The sequence below is a fragment of the Sorangium sp. So ce693 genome, assembly GCF_051521375.1.
Classification (GTDB): domain Bacteria; phylum Myxococcota_A; class Polyangia; order Polyangiales; family Polyangiaceae; genus Sorangium; species Sorangium atrum.
The window spans coordinates 4,502,658-4,524,877 of sequence record NZ_CP150347.1; the positions used below are offsets into that span (position 1 = coordinate 4,502,658).

Annotated in this window: 14 protein-coding genes and 1 pseudogene; 5 read left to right on the plus strand and 10 right to left on the minus strand. The window is 71.7% G+C overall.

Going from position 1 to position 22,220, the window contains the following annotated elements; translation table 11 throughout:
- Positions 1-678 precede the first annotated feature (678 nt).
- A complete protein-coding gene (grxD, locus tag WMF14_RS17040; protein WP_272098198.1) occupies positions 679-993 on the plus strand; it encodes a Grx4 family monothiol glutaredoxin in 315 nt (104 codons plus the stop codon).
- Here the strand turns inward: grxD and WMF14_RS17045 are convergent.
- Both WMF14_RS17045 and WMF14_RS17050 read right to left on the minus strand, forming a co-directional pair.
- Positions 990-1,751: a uracil-DNA glycosylase gene (locus WMF14_RS17045; RefSeq protein WP_437802200.1), complete on the minus strand. Its 762-nt coding sequence runs from the start codon at positions 1,749-1,751 to the stop codon at positions 990-992. The two genes, grxD and WMF14_RS17045, sit on opposite strands and share 4 nt — an antisense overlap.
- Positions 1,748-2,998: an esterase/lipase family protein gene (locus tag WMF14_RS17050; protein ID WP_437802202.1), complete on the minus strand. Its 1,251-nt coding sequence runs from the start codon at positions 2,996-2,998 to the stop codon at positions 1,748-1,750. The genes WMF14_RS17045 and WMF14_RS17050 overlap by 4 nt, the downstream gene beginning before the upstream one ends.
- Positions 2,999-3,127: 129 nt before the next feature.
- Between WMF14_RS17050 and WMF14_RS17055 the strand changes: the two genes are divergently transcribed.
- Complete coding sequence (locus WMF14_RS17055) at positions 3,128-4,342, plus strand: hypothetical protein (protein ID WP_437802204.1); 1,215 nt, start codon at positions 3,128-3,130, stop codon at positions 4,340-4,342.
- A 4-nt stretch (positions 4,343-4,346) separates the two neighbouring features.
- Here WMF14_RS17055 and WMF14_RS17060 read toward each other — a convergent pair.
- From WMF14_RS17060 to WMF14_RS17080, 5 genes and pseudogenes are all read right to left on the minus strand, one after another.
- Positions 4,347-4,948, minus strand: a pseudogene (locus WMF14_RS17060) (adenine phosphoribosyltransferase).
- A 41-nt stretch (positions 4,949-4,989) separates the two neighbouring features.
- The gene (surE, locus tag WMF14_RS17065) at positions 4,990-5,766 is read right to left on the minus strand and encodes a 5'/3'-nucleotidase SurE (RefSeq protein WP_437329745.1); all 777 of its coding nucleotides are present in this window, start codon (positions 5,764-5,766) and stop codon (positions 4,990-4,992) included.
- A 24-nt stretch (positions 5,767-5,790) separates the two neighbouring features.
- A complete protein-coding gene (locus tag WMF14_RS17070; protein ID WP_437802206.1) occupies positions 5,791-7,404 on the minus strand; it encodes an aldehyde dehydrogenase family protein in 1,614 nt (537 codons plus the stop codon).
- A gap of 100 nt (positions 7,405-7,504) precedes the next feature.
- Positions 7,505-9,748, minus strand: coding sequence for a hypothetical protein (locus tag WMF14_RS17075; protein ID WP_437802208.1), 2,244 nt, complete (start codon positions 9,746-9,748; stop codon positions 7,505-7,507).
- Positions 9,749-9,847: 99 nt separating this feature from the next.
- Positions 9,848-11,668 (minus strand): c-type cytochrome, encoded by a 1,821-nt coding sequence (locus tag WMF14_RS17080; RefSeq protein ID WP_272098206.1) that lies wholly within the window; start codon positions 11,666-11,668, stop codon positions 9,848-9,850.
- Positions 11,669-12,105: 437 nt separating this feature from the next.
- On the opposite strand from WMF14_RS17080, the gene WMF14_RS17085 reads away from it, so the two are divergent.
- The 3 genes from WMF14_RS17085 to WMF14_RS17095 all read left to right on the plus strand — a co-directional run bounded on the left by WMF14_RS17085 (position 12,106) and on the right by WMF14_RS17095 (position 19,546).
- Positions 12,106-13,731 carry a TolC family protein gene (locus tag WMF14_RS17085; RefSeq protein WP_437802210.1) on the plus strand — a complete coding sequence of 542 codons (1,626 nt, stop codon included), beginning with the start codon at positions 12,106-12,108 and terminating at the stop codon, positions 13,729-13,731.
- A gap of 173 nt (positions 13,732-13,904) precedes the next feature.
- On the plus strand, positions 13,905-16,121 hold the full coding sequence (locus WMF14_RS17090; protein ID WP_437802212.1) for a sodium-translocating pyrophosphatase: 2,217 nt from the start codon (positions 13,905-13,907) through the stop codon (positions 16,119-16,121).
- A 95-nt stretch (positions 16,122-16,216) separates the two neighbouring features.
- Complete coding sequence (locus tag WMF14_RS17095; RefSeq protein ID WP_272098209.1) at positions 16,217-19,546, plus strand: DEAD/DEAH box helicase; 3,330 nt, start codon at positions 16,217-16,219, stop codon at positions 19,544-19,546.
- Positions 19,547-19,714: 168 nt separating this feature from the next.
- Here the strand turns inward: WMF14_RS17095 and WMF14_RS17100 are convergent, their stop codons facing one another.
- Genes WMF14_RS17100 through WMF14_RS17110 form a run of 3 tightly spaced genes read right to left on the minus strand, consistent with a single transcriptional unit; the run spans position 19,715 to position 21,549 of the window.
- On the minus strand, positions 19,715-20,323 hold the full coding sequence (locus WMF14_RS17100; RefSeq protein WP_272098210.1) for an ExbD/TolR family protein: 609 nt from the start codon (positions 20,321-20,323) through the stop codon (positions 19,715-19,717).
- Positions 20,320-20,883 carry an ExbD/TolR family protein gene (locus WMF14_RS17105; RefSeq protein ID WP_272098211.1) on the minus strand — a complete coding sequence of 188 codons (564 nt, stop codon included), beginning with the start codon at positions 20,881-20,883 and terminating at the stop codon, positions 20,320-20,322. Before WMF14_RS17105 ends, WMF14_RS17100 begins: the two co-directional genes overlap by 4 nt.
- Before the next feature lie 3 nt (positions 20,884-20,886).
- The gene (locus tag WMF14_RS17110; RefSeq protein WP_272098212.1) at positions 20,887-21,549 is read right to left on the minus strand and encodes a MotA/TolQ/ExbB proton channel family protein; all 663 of its coding nucleotides are present in this window, start codon (positions 21,547-21,549) and stop codon (positions 20,887-20,889) included.
- Between the last annotated feature and the right edge of the window lie 671 nt (positions 21,550-22,220).

Genomic DNA, 22,220 nt, shown 5'->3' on the forward strand with positions numbered 1-22,220 from the left:
CCTTCAGGGTTGTGCGGGTGAGGCCGCGACAATGGGACGCTCGCCGCACCCGCGGCGGCTCACCGCCGCTGGTCACGGTCGGTGAGACGGCCGAGGTGGGGGCGTGTTCTACAACGACTTGGCAGCGCGAGGCCAGACGCTGCGGTGCAGGCGCGGTGCGGGCGGCACGAGGCGCGTCCAGCGGGCCGAAAGCGCGGCGTCGCCGCGGCCTGGGTACACAGGTCCTGGAGCACGTTGTCGACCAGCATTCGACGTTTCGGTGTCCGCGGGCGGGCGCGCGCCGTATCGATCGCCCGCCGTGCCCCTGCGCGGCCGCGGCCGTCGAGCCCCCTCGGTGGATGCGCTGAGCCCGGTCGGCGCGGCCCACCGACCTGCGCCCCTCGCGAAGACGCACCTAGCCGTCGCCGCACCCGCCCGAGGATACACTGGTCCCTGCGGCCCTCCATGAGACCCCTGCGGCGCTCCAGCCCAGTTGACGCGGGCGGAGGGCGACACCAGAAACCCCGTTCACAACCGCGCGCGGGGCGGGGCGGTCACGTGGTCCGCTTGGCGAGCCAAGTGCGGTCCCGTCGCGAGCCCCGCCGGACGCCACGGCGTGCGGCCCGGCGGTCACGCGCCGCTTCTGTGTAGATTGAACAATGGGCGATCCCGCTCGCGGCGGGAGATCAGGAACGAGCCATGAGCGACATCCACCAGGCAATCAAGGATACCGTCGAGAGCAACCGCGTCGTCCTCTTCATGAAGGGCACCAAGACCTTCCCGCAATGCGGGTTCTCGGCGCGGGCCGTCGACATCCTGAAAAAGTGCGGCGTGGACTTCAAGGACGTCAACGTGCTGTCCGATCCCTCGCTGCGCCAGGGGATCAAGGACTACTCGCAGTGGCCGACGATCCCGCAGGTCTATGTGGACGGGAAGTTCGTCGGCGGCTCCGACATCCTGATGGAGATGTTCCAGTCGGGCGATCTGCAGAAGCTCCTGTCGAACCAGAGCTAACGTCCGGATCGCTCCGGGGCGCGAAGCCCTGCTGCGCTCACCGCGCGGCGTAGGACCTCGTCGAACATGTCGCCGGTGAGCCGCCCCGTCTGCGTGTTCTGCTGGCTGACGTGATAGCTGCCGAAGAGCCGCGCCGCCGCGGCGCCGCCGCGCGGATCGGGGATCGACGCCTCCACGCCGTGCGCGAACGGTGGCAGGCGTGGGTGAGCTTCCGCGCGATCCCCCGCGGACGCGCGGTGTGCCCGGGCGAGCGCGCCGACGGCGTCATAGCCGATCTTGCCGAGCGCGAGGTAGACGCGCGCCCGATGCAGCGCCGCGAGCTCTCGGTCGATCCACCCACGACACGCCGCGAGCTCGGCGATCGTGGGCTTGTTGTCCGGGGGGGCGCAATGGCAGGGGGCGGTGATGAACACGCCCCGAAGCGAGAGCCCATCGTCGCGCGAGGTGCTCGTCGGCTGCGAGGCGAGCCCCGCTCGATAGAGCGCCGCGTACAGAAAGTCGCCCGATCGATCGCCCGTGAACATGCGACCGGTGCGGTTCCCGCCATGCGCCGCCGGGGCGAGCCCGACGATCACGAGCGGCGCGTCCGGATCGCCGAAGCCCGGCACAGGGCGGCCCCAGTAGGTCTGGTCCCGGTAAGCGCGCCGCTTCTCTCGCGCGACGTCCTCGCGCCACGCGACGAGCCGCGGGCAGCGCCGGCACTCGACGAGCTCCGCCGTGATCTGAGCGAGCGCGCGCGCCGCGCCGCCGCGGCTCACGCGGCGGGCTCGCCGCGCGCGCTCGTCGAGGCGCTGGTCTGCTCGAGGTCCACGCCGCGCTCCGACGCGCGCGCGTCAGCGAGCGGGCGCGGCGGCGCCGCCGCGTGCTCTGCCAGGCCGCCCTGCTCGCCGGCCACCATCCCGGTCACGATGCGGTCGAGCACCGCGTCGAAGCGCAGGCGATTGAAGCGGGCTCCGCTCGCCAGCCAGTCGATGTGCCCGCCCTTGCCCGGAAAATGGCCGACGATGTCCAGGTGGTCGGCCTTGCCGGCCCAGATGAGCTCCCCCCAGACCTGCGAGGCGAGCGGGACCACGCCGTCGTTGGCGTCCGGCGGCGGCAGCTCGCCGAGCACGCGCGCGAGCTTCTGCTCGATCGAGCCGTCATGGGAGCGGCAAGGGTAGTGCTCGTTCAGGCGGGCGGTGATGTTCGACAGCGCGGTGAAGATGGCAGCCGACATCGCCCCCCACGGCGACCGGAGCGCCGATACCCAGTCACGGACGGCGTTGCGTGGCGCGTACGTCGCGACGCTCTGGTACCGCAAGCCCGCGCGGTCCTCGAGGCCGGCGTGGAGCAGATCCATCGCCTCGGGCATGAGCTGGACGATGGCGCCCTGGTCGTCGCGCAAGAGCTTCAGCCAGGCGCGCAGCTCGCGGCTCGACGCGTCGTCGAGCACGCGGATGAAGCTCTCGACCGCGCGATCGATGAGCTCGATCTCGAAGAAGCCGAGCTGCGCCCGGCCGAAGGCGGCGACCAGCGCCGACGCGGCCGCGAGCGGAGGCGCGCCGAGCTTGAGGCCGGCCACCGTCAGCGCGGTGACGGCGTAGAGCAGGCGCTGGCCGCTCACCGTGGCGAAGAAGGCGGCGAGCGGGGTGCCGAAATGAGGCGTGTTGATGGTGGTGACGGACCGCAGCCGGCTCGTCCAGCCGAGCCGGCGATGAGCGTTCCCGGGGAGCCGCGCCGTCGGCGAAGCGACGAGGCGGGCGTCCAGGCCTCCGGTCGAGTGGCCTACGATGTGGATAGGGCCGTCATCGTCTCCGGCGCTCTCGTCGACGAGGCGGGCGAGCTTCGCCGCCCGGCGGAGGATGGAGGCCGTCGGGTGGACCTCGCAGACGTGGATCTCGACGATCCGGCCGCGATCGCGGAACCGCTCCTCGATCGCGCGGATGAAGTGCTCGAAATACTCGAGGGAGGCGAGGGTCGCGAAGCCGAACATGCCCGGCGACAGGTAGACGCGCGTCTTCTGCACGCGCGGGAATGTGACATGCCCGCCGGCCCTCCGCGGCATTTCCGTCGCCGCCCGCGCCTGCGGCCACGGCAGCCGGGCGGCGTGAAGAAGCGGCGGCATGCCGGCCGCAAATCCGGCTACCCTGCGAGCGTGGACGACCCCAGCGCGCGGGAGATCGAGGCGGCTGTACAGGAGGCCCTGGGCCTGTTTGGAACATCAGGCTCGGTGAGCGTGCAGGGGCGCCAGATCGCGCTGCGTGGGCGCGGTGCGCCCGTGGCCATCGATCTGGAGCAGCTGGTCGAGCAGTGGCCGCTTCTGCCGCAAGAGCTGCGCACGCGTAAGGCGTCCGACATCGCGCGGCGGCTCGCTCAGGCGCACCGCGCGGTGAGCTCGCTCGCGCCGCCAGCGCCGGCCGCCCGGGTCCGGCCAGCGCGGCACCTCGTGATCCCCATCGGCGTGATCGCGCTCGTGGTGGTCGGCGCGCTCTTCGCGTCGCGCATGTTCCGATCGCGCGAGGCCCCGGCTGCCTCGCCCACAGAGCCGGAGACGACCGCCGGCGAGGATGCGGCGCGGAACGCGCGCACGTGCGAGGCCGCGCGCAAGCGGATCTACGCCGGCGCTTCCATGGGGCCCTTCGAGCTCGCGGGCTGGGCCGCCGAGCTCTGGCTCGCGATGCCGCGCGGCGCCGCCGCAGCGGAGGTCGCCGCCGGCGCCGGGGAACCTCCAGCCCTGACCGCCGAGTCCGTGGGGCTGGGCGCGCTCATCGCGCAAGGCAAGCTGACGGCGGGCGCCGACGCCGATCTTGCCGCGATCACCGACGGGGTCGTGGAGATCGTCCCCGGGTTCGACGCGGAGGAGGCGAAGCGCTCGCCGTCGTGGCGCGCGATCACCGCGCGCTTCTCCGGCGGATACGCGCGGGCATACTTCGATCCCGCGCACCGGGCGCGCTTCGTCGCGCTCGGCGATCGCATGGCCGACGCGTCCGCCGCGGCGCTGGGCGCCCTGTACGCGCGCTGCGCGCACCTGCCCTACCACGACGCAGGCGCCTGGTTCCGCGGCTCGGATCCGGCCGCGGCGGCGACGGCGCTCGTCTATGCGTCCGGCCTCTTCGCCGAGATGTCGGCGGTCGATCGAGGGGCGCTCGCCGCGCTGCCAGGGGTGGGGCCGATCGACGCCTTGCGCGGCGCCGGCGCCTCGCTCGACGCGGCGAGCCTTGGCAAGCTGGTGGGGGCGCACGGCGGGGGCATCACGAAGGGCGGCACGGGCGCTGTCGTCATCACGTTCCCCGTCGGCGGGCCGACCCGGGCGACGACCGCGAGCCGCACCGTCGCGCGCAAGCTGCAGGTCGGCGTGGGCCAGGAGTGAACGCTCACTCGCCCGCGGCGAAGTGAACGATCGAGAAGACCGGCGCCGCGTCGCCGGCGCGCTCCGTGAGGAGCGCCCGACCGCCGAGGAAATCGAGCTCGACGACGAAGGCGAAGCCGGCGACCTCGCCGCCCTGCTTGCGCGCGAGCTCCGCCGCGGCCGAGGCCGTGCCGCCGGTCGCGAGCAGGTCGTCCACGATGAGGACCCTGGCCCCCGGCCTGATCGAGCCCTTGTGCATCTCGAGCTCTGCCGTGCCGTACTCGAGCGCGTACGCCACGCGATCGGTCGCGGCCGGGAGCTTGCCGGGCTTGCGCACGGGCACGAAGCCGGCGTTGAGCCGGGCCGACAGCGCGCCGCCGAAGATGAAGCCCCGCGACTCGACGCCGACCACGACGTCGACGTGCTCGCCGACGAAGCGCTGGGCCAGGAGATCCAGCGTGATGTGGAGCGCCCGCGGATCCGCGAGGAGCGGCGTGATGTCCTTGAAGAGGATCCCGGGCTTCGGAAAATCCGGGACGTTCCGGAGGTGCGCCTTGAGGTAACGGAGCGCATGCTCGGAGGGCAGGGCGTCGTGATTGAACATGACGCGAGCCTAGGCGAGCGCATTCGAGCCGGAAAGCGCTCCACGCGTCGCGATGCGAGCTACGTCAGGCGACGTGGCCGTCGTTGAGCTCCGCGGCGAGGAGGCCTGCGATGCCCTCGTGCTGCGCGGCGAAGAGGTCGAGCGTCAGCGGCGTGACGCTGACGGCCCCTTCGTCGTAGGCCTCGGTGTCCGAGCCGGGGACGAGGTCGTGGCGTACGCCCGCGCCGCCGATCCAGAGGTACTCGTGCCCGCGCGGATCCCGGCGAAAGATCACCTCTTCTGTGTACAAGCGCGCGCCGATGCGCGTGGCTCGCACGGGCCAGCTGCTGCCCGCAGGGATGTTGACATTGAGCAGCGGCGCTGGCCGGCGCCCCTCCTGCCCGGCGGCGCGGTGGAGGGCGAGGGCGAGCTTGACGCCGAGCGCCGCGGCGGCCGGGAGCGACGCGCCTGCATCGGCGGAGAGCGCGATCGACGGGACGCCGCGGAGCGCTCCTTCTCGCGCGGCGGCCACGGTGCCCGAGTAGAAGATGTCGGCGCCCAGGTTGAGCCCGTGGTTCATGCCCGACACGACCAGATCGGGGCGCCGCGGCAGCACGCGCGCGCCGGCGTGAAGGGCGACGTAGATGCAGTCGGCGGGCGTCCCGTCGACCGCGAACACGCCAGGCGCAGCCTCCAGGAGCCGGAGGACGCGGTGCAGGCTCAGGGAGTGGCTCGTCGCGCTCTGGTTGACCGCGGGGGCGCACACCACCACGTCGGCGTGCCGGGCGAGCTCGTCCCGCACCGCGATCAGGCCCGGGGCCGAGTAGCCGTCATCGTTGGAGAGGAGGATCAGAGGGCGCATGGGTTCGCTCGATGGGTCTCTGGATCAGCGGCCGAGCAAGCGCCTCGCGAGCGCGGCGACGAGCTCGACGAGGGCGCTGATGCGGCCGAACCATGCGGCTCCACCTCGCGCGCGCGCCATCGCGAAGGCGACGGTCCGGAGCGCGGGCGTATAAGGGTACCACCACAGCTCGCTCTTCGCCCTGCTGCGGTCCTCGAGCAAGAAGCGCGGCCGCGTCAGCTCCGCGAGCGCGTGTGGGCTGCTCGTGACGCCGTAGCCGCTGTCTCCCGCCCCCGTCCACGGCGCAGCCGGGAGCGCGCCCGTGAAGCCGTGGTTGTTGATCGTCACCACGCCGGAGCGCAGCCGTCGCGCGAGCGCGTGGGCCCGCTCGTAGCCGCGGGTCCAGAGGCTGGTCGTGAGCGCGAAGCGGGACGCGTTGGTGCGCGCGATCGCCTCCTCGGCGTCCTTCACCACGATGACGGGAAGAACGGGGCCGAAGGTCTCCTCCCGGAGCAGCGGCGTGTCCTCGCGCTCCACCTTGAGGACCGTCGGCGGGAAGGCGAGCGAGCCCTCTTCCGGCGCGCCGCCTGCGAGGATCTCCGCCCCGCCCTCGACGGCCGCCTCCAGCTGATGCCGCACGAGCTCCGCCTGCCTCGCCGTCGTCATCACGCCGACGTCGACGCCGGCCCGGAGCTGCCCCGTGAGCTCGACGACGCGCCCGATGAAGCGGCCCGCGATCGCCTGCTCCACGTAGACGCGCTCGATGGAGGCGCAGTTCTGTCCGGCGTTCGTGAAGGCGCCCCAGAGGACGCCGCGCGCGGCGCGCTCCAGATCGCAGTCGCCGAGCACGATGGCGCTGTCCTTCCCGCCGAGCTCCAGCGACGTCGGGATGAGGCGCTCGGCGCACGCGACGGCGATCTTCTTGCCAGTGGCGACGCTGCCGGTGAAGACGACGAGATCGACGCCAGCCCCGACGAGCGCGGCGCCGAGGTCGCTGCCGCCCTGCGCGACGGCGAGGACGCCGTCCGGGAGCAGCCCGTCGAACAGCGAGGTGACGAGCGCGCCGGAGCGCGGCGTGACCTCGCTCGGCTTGAAGACCACGGCGTTGCCCGCGAGCAGCGCCGGCACGATCGTGCGCAGCGGGATCGCGACAGGGTAGTTCCAGGGCGTGATGAGCGCGACGACGCCGCGAGGATCCCTCTGGATGCGCCCGACCTTGCCGGGGTAGGCGAGCGGGTCGAGCGCGACGGGGGAGTCGTCGAGGAGCTCCTCGATGGATCGGGTCCAGTAGTCGATGAGATCCGCGTTCGGGAGCACTTCAGCGAGCGCGGCCTCCTCGATCGGCTTGCCGCACTCGCGGTGCACGAGCGTCGCGATCTCCTCGGCCCGCGCGAGCAGGCGCTTCTTGACGCGCGCGACGAGCTCGGCGCGCTCCCTGATCGGGACCTCGGCCCAGGCGACCTGCGCCGCCCGCGCTCTGGCGACGATCGTCGCGAGGGCGCCGAGCTCTGTCTCCGCCACGTCGTCGAGCGGCGCTCCCCCTGCCGGGCTGCGCAGAGGGAAGGGACCGGAGCTCGCCACCCTGACGGACGCTGACGACGATGCGTCGCCAGCTGCGGCGCCGGCGTCGTGGGGAAGGGGAGTCGTCTCGGAATTCATGGGGCGCGGAGCCTAGCACCGCGCTCCTGTCCCTCTGCATGGGGCATGCGGTGACCCCGAGGGAGCAGGCCCCGACCGGACGGGCCAGGGGCGCGGGTTTCTACGGAGCCGGATCAGGCGTCGGTGCAGTCTCCTCGGCGGGAGCGGGCGCAGCGCCCTCACCGTCCGGGGTGGCGGTGCCGGCGGCGCTGCCTTTCCGCTTCGTGGGCCGGTCGGGCGCCGGGCTCGCCGCGGAGGGCGTGATCGACACGACCGTCTGCTTGCGACAACCGACGATGACCGCCTGACCGGCGGAGAGCCATGCCGGGGTCGACGTCTTCTCCGTCGTCAGCTTACCGAGCCGCACGTAACGCGTTCCGCAAGGCACATCGAGCGTCTCTCCGGTGCTTCCGGCGAGCGAGCCGTTCACATACACCGACGCTCGCTCTGGCGAGTTGACCGTCAGGTGGCCCCGGTTTGACGGCAGATCCTCGGCTTTGCCTGCGGCCGGCGCAGCGCTCGCTTCGGGCGCGGCGCTCGCTTCGGGGGCAGCGCTCGCCTCGGGCGCAGCGCTCGCCGCCGGCGCCGCGGTCTCGACCGCGGACGGTGCAGCGGGCGCCGTCTCGGTGGGCGCAGCGGTCGGCGTCGGCGCGGTGGTCGGCGGCTGCTCGGTTGCGCTCTGGGTCGCTCCGGGAGACGTGGTGTCGGGGGCGACGTTGGGGAGGGGAGCGGGCTCGGAGCCGAACACGCCGAGCTTGTACGCGACCGCTGCGCCGCCCACGAGGAGCGCCACGGCTGCGATCACGAGGCCCACGGGAGAGCGCGGGCGCGGCGGCGGGCGCACGGTGATGCCGGCGTCCGCGGTCGGCCGCGTCGTGACGTGGTCGGAAGGCTTCACGTCCTTGTCGGCCGGGAGGGGCGGATCCTTGGTGATGACCTTCGGGAGAAGGTCGCGGTCGGCCGCCTTCGGCCTGGACCTGCGATCCGCTTCGTCGCTGGCGTCTCTGGACAGCGTTCCGGGCGACGCAGCGCCGGTCTCTTCCGCGACCGAGCGCGCGATGGCCTGGGCTTCGGATCGCGCGGAGCGGACCGCGGTTTCCTCGTCTTCGAGGCCCTCGGGGCGGGAACGAATGACGGTGGGCTCGTCCTCGAGCATGCCGCGGATCACGGTCGGCTCATCGTCGACCATCTCGCGGCTGAACTCTTGCTCGCTGGCAGGCTCCCCCATCGCGCGCCGGGTGGCGACGGCGATCTGATCGGGCGCCTTCGGGGTGACCGGCTCCCCGGAGGACGACGGCGCGCGGGCGGTGACCGCCTCGAGCGTCGGGGCGTCGTCCGCGGCGCGCGACGCGGTCGTGGCGTGCGCCTCCGCGCGGTCGGGCAGGGATCTGCGCTCCGCGCGCGCCTCGGCATCCGGCGTCGGCCTTCGCTCGGCCGGGAGCTTCAGCGCTGCTGCGGGCCTCTGGCCGGGTTCCGGCTCGTCGGGGAGGAGCCCTGCGAACGAGAGCTCGCTGTCGCTCTCCGCCACCTTGGGCCGCGCAGCGACGTCCTCGTGAGGGAAGAACGGCTTCGTCTCTGCGCGCGGGCTGGAGCCCCGGGCCGGGGGCACCGCTGCAGCGGGCGCATCCTTGGCCTGGGCACCTGACCTGGCAGCGGGCGCCGTGACCTTGGCCGCTGTTCTGGCTGCCTCTCTCGGCTTCAGCTCGGCGGCCTCCGCGGGCGGGCGGTAGGTCTCCTGAGCGCCGGCGGGGGGACCCGCGTCAGCTCGCGGGAGATCGAGCGATGCGGCGGGCCTCGCGACCGGCTTCCCGGGTGAGCTGGGAGGCGGCGCAGGGTTGCGCGCCGGCGTCGCCGCGGCCGGCTTGACGGCCCCCGCCTTGACCCCGCTCGCCGCGGGCGTGGCCCCTGCGGGCGCCTTCACCGGCGGCTGTGGCGGCGTCTTCGCCGGAGATTGCTGCGGCGCCTTCGCGGCCGCTGCGGGCTGCTTCGCGGCGCTGGCCGCCGCGGTCTGCGGCGCCTGCGCGGCGATCTGGCGCGCATCGGCCGCAGGGGTGAAGGCGTCGATGCCACCGACGTCGTCGAGGACGGGCTCGAGGGAGCGCGGCGCAGACGGTCCGCTCGCTGCGACCGCGCTGGCCGCCGCCGTCCGTGCTTCGTTCGCCGGCGACGTTTCCGTCGAGCTGAACCTGGGGTCGGGCGAGGCCGCGCCCGCCGTGTCGTTGGCGATGGCGCCGGGCGCCTCGCCGCGATGCGGGACGAGCTCGGCGGAGGCCGCGAGCTGCGCCCGAGTACGAGGCGCAGCGGCGTTCCGCTGCACCCGGTGGAGGAGCCCTTCGAGGGTGGCGACTTTTTCGGCGACGTTCACGCCGCGCCAGCATATCGCGGCTCGGCGCTCGTTACATCATTCGCGGTGATGCGGCGCGATCAGGCGGGCTCACCAGCCGAAAATCCCGCCGGAAGAGGGTCAGAGGGTCTCGAGGTAGGCGACCAGATCGTCGAGCTGGGCGTCCGAGAGGTGGGACGTCTTGCCGTGCCGGTCGCCGCCGCCGCAGGCGGGGTTGGTGAACCGGTCCTTCAGCGTCGGCGCGCACCCGTCGTGCATGAACGGCGCGCGCGCGCCGATGCGGACCAGCGACGGCACCTGGAAGGGCTTTCCCGTGCCGACGTCGAACGACTCGTTGCTCGTGAGCTGAGCGCCCGCGTGGCAGCTCGCGCAGTCGACGGCCTTGTCGTGGAAGAGCGCGTCGCCGCGCGCGACGGCCTCCGCGTCGGGCGCCGACGACACCGGCGGAGCGGGCAGGCTGTCGATCCACCGCGCGAAGACCTTCACCCGGCGCGGTCCCTGGTGCATGCCGCCCATGCGGCGCTCGAAGACCTCGTCCATGATGGCTTCGATACCGGACATATCGCCGTCCCAGTGGAACGGCGCGGTGTTGAGGATGCCGCCGCTGACGAACTGGGTGCGCCGCGGGCCGATGGGGTTGAAGACCCAGGTATGGCTGTCCTCGCCTCCCTCGGGATGGCACGACGCGCAGGCCATCGGTCCGGACGCGTTCCGGTGGAACATCTCGTGGCCGGTATCCTTCCGGCTCTCCCCGGGGAGCGTGATGACCTGGGTGACGCGGTTGCCGGTGGCGTTGATTTCCCCGAGGATCTGGAGGCCCGCCGGTTCACGGGTCTGGACCACCACGGAGCTGCCAGCGAACGCGACGGCCGTGGGCTCGCCTTCCACGGCGACGCGCTGCTCCGCCTCGATGCAGGTCCCTTCGGGGGCACCCTTCGCCACGTTCAAGTTCGCGCTGCTGGTCACGAGGATCTCGCTCCTGCCGGCCGCGACGACCGCATAAGAGAGGCCGTCATCGGACACCGCGACATCGACCGGCAGGGTGGCGGAGGGGAGGGCAGCGGCCAGGTTCGGCTGGCCGTCGGAGTCGGGCGTCCCGACCTCCGAGACCGTGCTGTGGACGACGCTCCCATCGCATCCGCCGGAGCTGTAGCCCCCCTCCACGATCTCGACCGGCGCGATCAAGGCGCGCTGGTGGACCATCGCGACACCGCCTGTCGGCAGCTTGATCGTCCGCCAGGCGACGGTCGGCGCGAACTCCTGCCCGAACAGGTTGAACTTCGGTAGCTTCTTTTGCTCCATGACGGCGCCGTCCGCTCCGATGGTGAGCAGCTCGGCAGACCGGAACTTGCTGACCAGGAGGCGATCCCCGTCCACGACCACGTCGCGCAGATCGCGATCGAGCTTCAGGCGGCGTGTCGCCGCTCCGGGACCGGCCGGGAGCGTGACGAGCTCGCCGCCGACGCAGGCGACGTGGAGCTCGTCGGTCTGCGCATCGTAGGCGATCCCCCGCGGGGCCGGGCACACGTCGCGCCTGTCGACGATCGTCCCGCTGTCCGCGTCGACGGTCACGATCGCGCCGCCGCGGCGGAGCGCGACGTGGAAGCGACCCGCGTCGTCCTCGACGACCCTGCCCGGCTCGTCGCCCTTCTGCAGGGCGATCTCCGCGGTCAGCTTCTGCGCCTGGAGATCGACGATCCACACCCGGTCGCGATCCGGATCCGCGGCCACCGCCCGGAGGGCGCTCTTGCTCACGGCGAGCGTTCCGCCGCTGATGGCGGGCGGCGGCTCCGCCGCGACCGCGACGCTCCCGGGATCACCGATGTCGGGGGTGTCGTCCTCACCGAGCTCCCACGGAGCGCAGGCGGCAAAGGATGATCCGATCACAAGGATGGCGAGGAACGGGGAGAAGCTGCGGCGCGACGCAAGCAGTCTATGCATGAGGGCCTCCGGTCCGCCGCCAAGCAAGATGGCGGCCACTTCATTCGATGTTCTTCCATCCGATCGCGCGCGGCAATACGTGTTGCCGCGGAGAGAGCGACGTATTCCTGCCGTCCATAACGCGCGTGAACGGGGTTGGATGGCGCGTCTGGCGAGGGTCCCGTGCTGCGCATCGGCGATGACGTCCCTGCTGTCGTGGCCCATTGCGGCACGGCATGACGAGCGCGCCAGACCATCGTGTCCGGCGCGGCCCAGGACGGTGCGCGGCGCGGTCACGGCATCACGCGGGCCCGGGGCGCAAGCACGCCGTGCGCCGAGAGCGCGGGCTGCCCGGTCACCTTCGCCAGACGGCGAGGCGAGCGATCGCCGAGACGCGATGCGTGGGATCGCCTGTGACTTGACGGGTGCTCTCGCCGCCCATAAGTGACCCACCGGTCATGAAAAGCACCGCACCCTCGTCTCGACGCAGCATCTCGCTGGCTTCGACGCTCGCCGGGCTGCTCGCCCTCGGGCTCATCGCCTCACCGGCTGCGGGGCAGCCGGCCGCTCCCCGACCGGCGGCACCGCAGCCGGTCACCCCGCCGCCCGCCCCTGCGCCTCCTCCCGCGGGCCAACCGCAGCCTGCCGTCGCTGCGGCCCGGCCGGCGGCGCCGAAGGCCGATCCGCTCGCCACGGCCCTCGCGCCGCAGCCGGGAGGGCTGACGCCGGACGATGTCGCGAAGGCTGCGCTGCAGACGCGCGCGTCGCTCCGCGCCAAGCAGGCCGATCTCCGCGCGGCGTCGGCGAAGGTCGACCAGGCCATGGTCAATTTCTTTCCCCGGCTGACTGCGACGGCGACCTACACGCGCCTCTCCGAGGTCGAGAGCGCGGGGCTCGGAGGCGGTGGCATCGTCGGCGCGAGCAGCGAAGGGTTGATCAAGGTCGGTCCATGTCCGCCCGACGTGCAAGGCCAGTGCGTCGTCGACAGCGCGGGGCGGCCGGTGGGGGCCGCCTCGCTGTCCTTTCCGGCGCCTCTCAACAGCATTTCGCTCACGGCGAATCTCGCCGTCCCCATCTCGGACTACGTGTTCCGCATCTCGCAGGGATACGCCGCCGCGTCCCACGCGGAGAGCGCGAAGAAGCTCGAGCTCCAGGCGGAGACGCTGCAGGCCGCGGCCGACGCGAAGGTCACCTTCTTCAACTGGGTCCGCGTGAAGGGGCAGGTCGTCGTGGCAGGTGAGGCGGTGTCTCAGGCGAGGGCGCACGTCGAGGACGCGCGCCGCACCTTCGAGGTGGGCCTGCTCTCGCGCGCCGACGTGCTCCGGCTCGAGGCCCAGGTGGCCGGCGCGGAGCAGGTGCTCAACGAGGCTCAAGCCGCGCTCCTGGTCGCGGATGACCAGATCCGGATCGCGCTCGGCGCCGGGCAGGAAAGGCCGCTCACGCTGGGGATCGACGTGATGGGCAGCGCGCCTGCGAAGCCGCCCGCCGAGGCGCTCCCGGCGCTGGTGCAGGAGGCGCTTCAGAGGCGCCTCGAGATCCGCGCGCTCGACGAGACGCAGTACTCGCTCGAGAAGGCCGAGGCGGTCGCGAGGGCCGGCTACTTCCCGCGCGTGGACGGGTTCGCCGATCTCACCTACGCGAACCCCAACCAGCGCATCTTCCCGACGCAGGACAAGTTCGCCATGACATGGTCCGCCGGCGTCCGCGCCACGTGGGTCGTCAACGACATCTTCACCACCGCGGGCGCCTCCGCCGAGGCGAACGCCCGCACCACGCAGATCGCGGAGCAGAAGGCCGCGCTGCGCGACGCCCTCCGCCTCGAGGTGGCCTCGGCGTATGCGGAGCTGAGCAAGGCTTCGAGCAGCATCGAGTCTTCAGAGCGCCAGCTCGCGGCGGCCGCGGAGTCGATGCGCGTCAGGTCCGAGCTGTTCCGGGCAGGACGGGCCACGAGCGTCGACGTGGTCGACGCCGAGGGCGAGGTGACGCGCGCGCGGCTCCAGCAGCTCAACGCGCGCGTCGGCGCGCTCGTCGCCAAGACCCGGCTGGACCACGTCGTCGGGCGCGACGCGAAGGACCTGAAATGACCCGGCCGCGCGCGTCTTCTTCGCTTGCACGGCCCTCCTGGCCGGAGTAGGGAAGGCGTGCGCCGCTGCAGCGCGGGTTCCTGCGGCGCGTTTGTCGATACCGCGGCAACCACCCGCATCATCCCTCACCGGCCGAGGTAGCGCGTCCACGGTGCGCGCCCGGTCCGCCCGTCATGACGGAGCTTGCGCTCACCCTCAGCGGCGGCCTGCTCGGGCTCGCCTTTGCGGCTTACCTCGCTCGCTGGGTCGTCGCACGCCCCGCGGTCGAGCCCGAGATGCAGCGCGTCGCCGCGATCATCCAGGGGGTCGCGGAGGCGTACTTTCGCCGCCAGAGCAGCGTGATCGGCGCGGTCTCGGCGATGCTCGGCGGCGCCATCTTCCTCGCTTACGGCCTCCTCCGGCGCGCCGGGGAGAACAACCCGGTGCCAGCGCTGGAGCTCGGTGTCTGGCTGACGCTCTCGTTCGCGGTCGGGGCCGCCAGCGCGGTCGCGACCGGCCGCGTCGCCGCCTGGATCGCGCCCCGCACCAGCGTGCGCGCCGCGAGCGGCGCCCGCCGCTCGCTCGATCTCGCGCTGCAGATCGCCCTCCGCGGCGGCGCCGTTTCGGGGCTCTTCGTCGCGAGCATGAGCCTGCTCGGCCTCGGCGGCCTGTTCGCCGCGGTCCTCGCGTTCCGTGGCGGCTTCGGCGCCGAGCCGGCCGAGGCGCTCGCGCTCGCCCCGACCATCCCCTGGGTCATCGCCGGTTACCCGCTCGGCGCCTCCTTCGCCGCCCTGATGGCGCAGCTCGGCGGCGGCACCTTCTCCAAGGCGGCCGACCTCGGCGCGGACCTCGCCGGCGCGGAGGTCGGGCTCGACGAGGACGACCTCCAGAACCCGGCCACGATCGTCGACCTGGCGGGCGATACGGTCGGCGACTGCGCCGGGCGCGCGGCCGGCGTCTTCGCCTCGACCGTCGCCGAGAACGCGGGCGCCATGGTGGTCGGCGCGATGCTCTTCCGCAACAACGCCGGGCTCCCGAGCGCCCTCGCCGTCGTGCTCTTCCCGCTCGTCAGCCGCGCGTTCGGCCTCATCGCGACGCTCTTCGGCGTCATGGTGGTCAAGACCGACGACCGGGAGGACGCCTTCAACGCCCTCGTGCGGGGTCTCTACGTCACGGCCACCCTCCACGCCGTCGGCATCGCCGGGGCCGCCAAGTGGCTGCTCGACGCCCACTGGGTCGTCTTCTTCGCGTGCGGCGTGATCGGCATCGTCGCCGGCATCGGCGTGCTGCACGTCACGCAGTACTACACCGAGCAGCGGCACCGCCCGGTGCGCGAGCTCGCCGAGGCGGCGCGCAGCGGCTCCGCGATGGCGGTGCTGCGCGGGCTCGCCATCGGCCTCGAGAGCTCGGTGCTCCCGCTCCTGGTCGTCGTCGGCGCCACCTTCGGCTCCTACCTGCTCGGCGCCCGCTCCGGGCTCGCCGGGGGTGGCCTGTTCGGCACCGCGGTCGCGACGATGGGGATGCTCGGCACCTCGGGCTACGTCCTCGCCATGGATGCGTTCGGCCCCATCGTGGACAACGCGGGCGGCATCGTCGCCGTGACCGTCGCCCGCGAGCGGCCGGACGTGCGTGGCCGCACCCTCGTGCTCGATGCCGTCGGGAACACGACCAAGGCGCTCACGAAGGCGTACACGGCCGGGGTGGCCGCGCTCGCCTCGCTGCTGCTCGTCGCGGGCTACCTCGATGAGTCCCGGCGCCGCGCGCTGGCGTCGAGCGCGCCGATCCGCGGCGAGACGACCGCGATGGTCCTGCGCCTCGACCGGCCCGAGGTCTATCTCGGCGCCCTGGTCGGGATCCTCCTTGTCTTCTGGCTGGCCGGCCGCTGCATTCGCAACGTCCTCCAGGCTGGCCGACGTGTCCTCGACGAAGTGAGGCGCCAGGCCCGCGCCCGCCCGCCGGGTTTCGTCGGCGACCACGAGCCCTGCGTCGAGATGGTCTCTCGGGCAGCGCTGCGCCACATGATCGCGCCGGCCCTCGTCTCCGTGGCGGTCCCCGTCGTCGTGGGACTTGCCTTGCGCTTTGCAAGGACGGAAGATAATCCTCTGGTCGCGGCCGATTCAGTCGCGGCCCTGATCATGGCCGGGACGGTCGCAGGCGTCCTCGGGTCGCTCTTCTTGGGGAATACCGGGGCGATCTGGGACAATGCGAGGCAGTACATCGCGACCGGCGCGCACGGTGGGCGCTACCTTGTCGACGAGACGGGGGCGCGGGCGGACAACCCCACCTATGGTGCCGCCGTCGTTGGCGACACGATCGGCGATCCGCTCAAGGACGTGGCCGGTCCCGCGATCCACGTGCTCATCAAGATGCTCCCCGCCGTGACCATCGTGTTCTTGCCGTTCTTCATCTGATGACGGTTCTTCACCCAGCGGGATTTGCCAAGAGATCCCGTTCACCCGACCCATCCCGGCGAATAGCCGCCGCACCCGTATCCCGAGCCCACGACGTGCCGCCTCCGATCTCCGACGCACTCTCTACCCTCAGCGATCGTGGCCTGCGAAGGCTGCTTGGCGCCCGCACCTTCCTCCGCGGGCTGGAGTACTTCCGCCGCCGCGTCGTCGAGGACATCTCCATCAACGAGACGATGGCGAGCGGCACCGTCCGCGCCGCCGACTCCGAGCCGTATCCGGTCAAGGTCGAGCTCTCGCCCGATGGCATCCAGTCGCAGTGTTCCTGTCCTGCGTTCCAGAAGGCTGGGCAGCACTGCAAGCACGTCGCGGCGCTGCTCATCAGCATCCGCGACCAGGCGCGCGGCGCGCAGCCGCGGCGCGAGCCGCCGATCCCGGCGCTCGTCCCGCAGACCGCCCACGCCGGCGGCGACGCCCTGAAGCGCGTGCGCCGCCGCGACCGCCGCGGCCGCCTGGCGATCACGCCGGCGGCGCCCGTCCCGACCGTCGTCGGCACCCACGGGCCGCCGGGCTCACCCGTCGCCCTCGCGGCGCCGGTCCTGGACGCGACGGCCAAGCAGACCGGGATCGGCGCCTGGCTTCCGCCCGAGGGCGTCACCGGGGCACGGCGCGTGGAGTTCCGCCTCCACGTGCGGCAGGGGGCGCTGACCGTCACCGTCCTCGACGCCGAGGCGCGCGTCCCGGTGCTGCCCTCCGCGGCGCTCGCCTGGCAGGCGCTCTATCCGACGCCGGATCGCGACGCCCTCCGGCTGCTCGCCCGGTTCGAGAGCGGCAACCCGCGCCACCCGGCCGTCGATATCCGCGGCGAGGACGTGGCCGAGCTGCTCCCGCTGCTCGAGGGCCAGCGCGTGCTGCTCGAGCCGGCGCTGATGCAGCTCCGCTTCGGCGACGATAGCCTGCGGCCGCGCTTCGATCTCGAGACCGTCGGCGGCGACACCATCATCGTGAAGACGAGCTTCGAGCGGGGGAACGACAAGCGCCGCTTCTCGCTGCTCCAGGGCGGGTGGTTCGAGGGCTGGCCGGGCTGGCACATCGACACGCAGGAGGGGCTCGCGCGCCGCATCGACAAGCGCGTCTCCCCCGCGGCGATGCGCCGCCTGCTCCGCTCGCCGACCATCGGCGAGCCGATGAGCGAGCTGGCCCGCATCATCATGCAGGGGCTGCCCAAGATCGCGCTCGAGGTCGGCGCGGAGCTGCCCGACCTGAACCAGATCGCCGAGGTCGTGGATCTCGTGCCCACGTTCCGCATGCGCGCGGGCGGCTCGCTCATCGAGGCGCGCGTCACGCTGACCGCCGCCTACGGCGACGCCGAGGTCGCCGTGCGCGCCGACGGCATGTCGCCCCCGGTGCTCATTCAGCCGCCCGAGGAGGGGATGAAGCGCGCCCGCTGCATCCGCGTGGACATCGCCGCGCAGCAGGAGGCGGCGAGCAAGCTGCTCGCCCTCGGGCTCAAGCCGGACGAGACCGGCCAGGGCTTCATCGCGAACGGCGACCAGGCGCTCACCTTCTGGACCGAGGGGCTCGCCGAGCTCCCCGACGACTGGGACCTCTTCGTCCCCGAGGATCTCGTCGACACGCAGGTGCGCGGCAGGCCCATCGGCGTGTTCGCCAAGGTCACCTCGGGGATGGACTGGCTGAACGTCAAGCTCAGCTTCGAGAGCGAGGGCGTCGGCGTCGATCGCGACGAGCTGCGCCGCTGCCTCGCCGAGGGCAAGCGCTACGTCCGCCTCGAGGACGGGTCGTTCGCCGCGTTCGATCCCGACGCCGTGCGCGCGATGCTCGATCGCGAGGTCGAGCTGATGATGGCGGCCGGCAAGAGCGGCCGGCTGCCGCTCGCGCAGGCCGGGCGGGTGCACGAGCTGCTCCAGCACGCCAGCGGATCGAGCGTGACCGCGTCCGCGCGCGAGCTGTTCCAGAAGCTCAGCAACATCGACGAGATCGGCAGCACCAAGCGGCCCAGGAACCTGAAGGCGACGCTCCGCCCCTACCAGGAGGCGGGCCTCTCGTGGCTCAAGTTCATCCATGACATCGGCTCGGGCGGCGTGCTCGCCGACGACATGGGCCTCGGCAAGACGGTCCAGACGCTCGCCCTCCTGCTCGCCGTCAAGCAGGAGGAGAAGCACATGCGCGCGCTGATCGTCGCCCCGACGAGCGTCGTCACGAACTGGGAGCGCGAGCTCGCCCGGTTCGCGCCCTCGCTGTCGGTCGCCCTCTGGCACGGCGCCGATCGCAAGGACCAGATCGACGAGGTGAAGGCCGCGGAGGTGGTGATCACCAGCTACGCGCTCCTCCGTCGCGACGAGGATTTCCTCGCGCAGCTCGACCTGAGCTACGCCATCCTCGACGAGGCGCAGCACATCAAGAACCCGATGAGCGCCACCGCCGCGGCGGCCAAGCGGCTCCGCGCGAAGCGCCGGCTCGCGCTGACGGGCACGCCCATCGAGAACCGGCTCTCGGAGATCTGGTCCATCTTCGACTACGTCTCGCCGGGCTTGCTCGGCTCGCTCGACAAGTTCGAGGCGCGCTTCTCGCGCCCGATCGAGGCGGGCGACTACAAGACCGCGCAGCGCCTGCGCGCCGCCATCCACCCGTTCATCCTGCGCCGCACGAAGCAGGAGGTCGCTAAGGATCTTCCCGAGAAGATCGAGATGGATCAGATCTGCGATCTCACGGGCGAGCAGCGGGCGCTCTACCTGCAGGTCGCGCGCGAGGTGCGGGCGCAGGTCCTCGGCGAGGTCGAGCGCGTCGGCCTCGCGAAGAGCCAGCTGCAGATCCTCGCCGGCCTCACCCGCCTCCGGCAGGCGGCCTGCGACCCGCGGCTGCTCGGCTTGCCGCGGGAGTTCGGCGACGACGACTCGGGCAAGCTCGTCGCGGTCCGGGAGCTCATCGCGAACGCCGTCGAGGGCGGGCACAAGGTCCTCGTCTTCAGCCAGTTCGTGATGATGCTGAGGCTCATCGAGAAGGCGATGAAGGAGGATGGAGTCGCCTACGAGTACCTCGACGGCTCCACGAAGGACCGGGCGGAGCGCGTCGAGCGCTTCCAGAGCGATCCGAGCGTGCCGGTCTTCCTCATCAGCCTCAAGGCGGGCGGCACCGGCCTGAACCTCACCGCGGCCGACACGGTCATCCACTTCGATCCGTGGTGGAACCCGGCGGTCGAGCAGCAGGCCACGGACCGCGCCCACCGCATCGGTCAGACGAAGGTGGTGACGGCCTATCGGCTCATCGCCGAGGGCACGATCGAGGAGAAGATCCTGCTGCTCAAGGACAAGAAGCGCCAGCTCGTCGCGTCCGTCCTCAGCGAGGACGCCGGCGGCGCGAAGAAGCTCACCAAGGCCGACCTGGAAGAGCTGTTCGCGGTGGACTGAACGAACGACGGCGCGCAGGGGGAGCGCGCCGGTCGCGGAGCACCGGCCGCTCCATGGGGGTGCGCAGGGGAGCGCGCCCCTCCCTCATGGGAGCACGGGTGGATCCATGACGGCGTTCGGAGTGGCCGTCATGGGGGGCTTTGGGCACCGCAGGGCGGGGAAGGATGGCTACGGCTTGCGGCTGCCGCTCAGGACCATCAGGTGGTACTTGCCGAACTCGCTCTGCCCCAGGGTGAACAGGACCTCGATCAGGAGGCGGTACGGCGTGGTCGCGTCGGCGACGATGATCGCCTCCGACGACGACGGATCGAGCCCCTTCGCCGCGCGAATGGCTTTGTCCGTCTCGCGCGCGTGGGACAGGGCGTTCGCCAGCGGCACGATGTAGAGATCGTTCGGCCCGCTGCGCTTGTACTTTGCGTCGACGCCCGACTGCGCGAGCTGCTCGCGGTTGGGCAGCATGACGATCGGGGTCGGATCCTCGCCGACCAGGATCTGCGACTTCGAGACGATGACGACCACACCCTCCTGGGAGGGCTCGGCCTGCATCACCGACTTCGGCAGGGTGAGATCCTTCGACTGCGGGATGGATGCCGCCGACGATCCAACGCTCTTCAGCAAGAAGACGAGGATGATCGTCATCAGGTCGAGCATCGCCGTGATGTTCAAGAAGTCGATCTCGGGCTCCCGCCGGTTCCTTCGGATCGCCTTCCGGAGGGCCGCTTTGTAGCGGACGACGCTCGCCCTCGGCCGCGGGGCAGGTCGCTGCTCGGCGCTCATCGGGCCACCCCGAAGTGGACCTCCGGGAACAGCACCTCCCCGTCGTCGCTCCTCAGCGCATCCATCACGTCGATGATCGTCTTGTAGTCGATGCCCGGGTTCGCCGTGATCGTCACCTGCGTCTCCTCTTTGAACTCGGAGCGGGCGTTCTTGAGGCGCTTCGCGCACGCCGTGAGGGCGGGATAGTCATAGCCATCGTTCACCTTCGGCACCGTGACCCCGCCGCCCACGTCCTGGCAGCCGGTCGCGATGTTGCCGCTCGACGTCTTCAGCGAGATCCCCTGGCTGGTGATGAACGCGGAGAGGTTCAACGCCTTGCTGGAGAGCTCGCTGCGCACCTTGCCCCCGCCGATGGAAGGCGGCGTCGTGTCGATTGACGACACGAATGTCACCGACACGCTGGCGAGCACGAAGATGAGGATGTTCGTGATGATGTCGAGGTACGGAACGACGTTGAGCTCGCCGGCCTCCTCCCCGGCTTCGGGCTCCTTGGGCTGCGACAGGCGCCGGATCTTCGATCGCTGCGCCGAGCTGAGCGGGACGTCTTGCGGGTCCGCCATGGGCTAGTAGCCAGGCTTGCTGCTGATCGTGAGCAGGTTGAACACGCGCTCCGTCGTCGACTCGAGATCGTGCTGGATGTTCTTGGAGCGGGTGTGGAGGAGCACGTGCGCGATCATGCACACCACCGCGATGGCGAGGCCGAACGCCGTGTTGTACATGGCCTCCGCGATGCCGTTCGAGAGCATCCGCTGCTTGTCGGCCTGCGAGAGGCCCTGGGCGGCGATGGAGGCGAACGTGTTGATCAGGCCGGAGACCGTCCCGATGAGGCCGATCAGCGTCGCGATGTTCGCGAGCGACCACAGGGCGCCGATGCGCTTCTCCACGGCCGGCTTCAGCTCGGACAGCTTCTCGCTGAGGGCGGCGTCGATCTCGTCGGCCCCCTTGTTCGCGTGGGTCAGGCCGGCCTTGACGAGCTGCAGGATCGGATAGTCGCTCGCGTCGCAGAGCTTGATGGCGCGGTCGATGTTGCCGGCCGCCACCAGCTTCTTGACCTGCGCGAAGAACTCCTTGGAGTTCACGCGGTAGCGTCCGAGCTGGAACGCGGTTCGTTCGATGATGATGGTCACCACGACCGCGGAGACGACCAGGTTCGCGATCAGGAAGGTCGGATTGTGTTTGATGGCCTCCCACATCCCACCTTCGCCACCACCCTCGGCCGCCAACATCAGCAGATGACGCATCCTCGAAGTCCCTTTCTCAGCGTCGTCAGAAGCCCGACAATCTCCAGGCGCGGCGACTATAACTGCCGCCCGATCCCGTGCGCAAGCTCGGCGATGCTGCCGCGCCCCGAGCCGCGAGGCCGGGATCGCCGAAAATCCCCGCAAGAACCAGCGTATCTCACGGCGAGCTCACCCCGGCCACGCGGACGGGCGCCGGCGGTGTCGAGGCCGGACAGGGAGGTCCGGAGACCCCTGAATCGCCCGGACCGCCGGCGTCCGAGCGGGCCACCGTGCTCCGCCATGCCGCGTCCCCCGGGGCGGATGAGCCGCTGCGCTCGCTCTCGGGTGATGCGGCTCGCGCTGCCGCGCCGCGCGATCGGGCCGGCGGTGGTCATGCGGGCGCTGCGCCCCCTGAAATTCGCGGGATCTGCCGCATGTCGACCCGCATCGCGCCCGGCCGATCATGACATAACCCCGCGATTGTTGTAAAGTTTTGCCCGTATCAGAGCGCTCACGTGTGGCCAAATCTCTCTTGACGGCGCCGGGTCTCAATCGCGAAGATGCGCGAGTCCCCCGGGCGCGTCGGCGTAGCTCGGCCACAAGGCGGCACGCTCTGCGGTGAACGGGGAGCCGCGCCCAGAGCCATGAAGGGCCCCTGGCGCGACGACGCGAAGTCA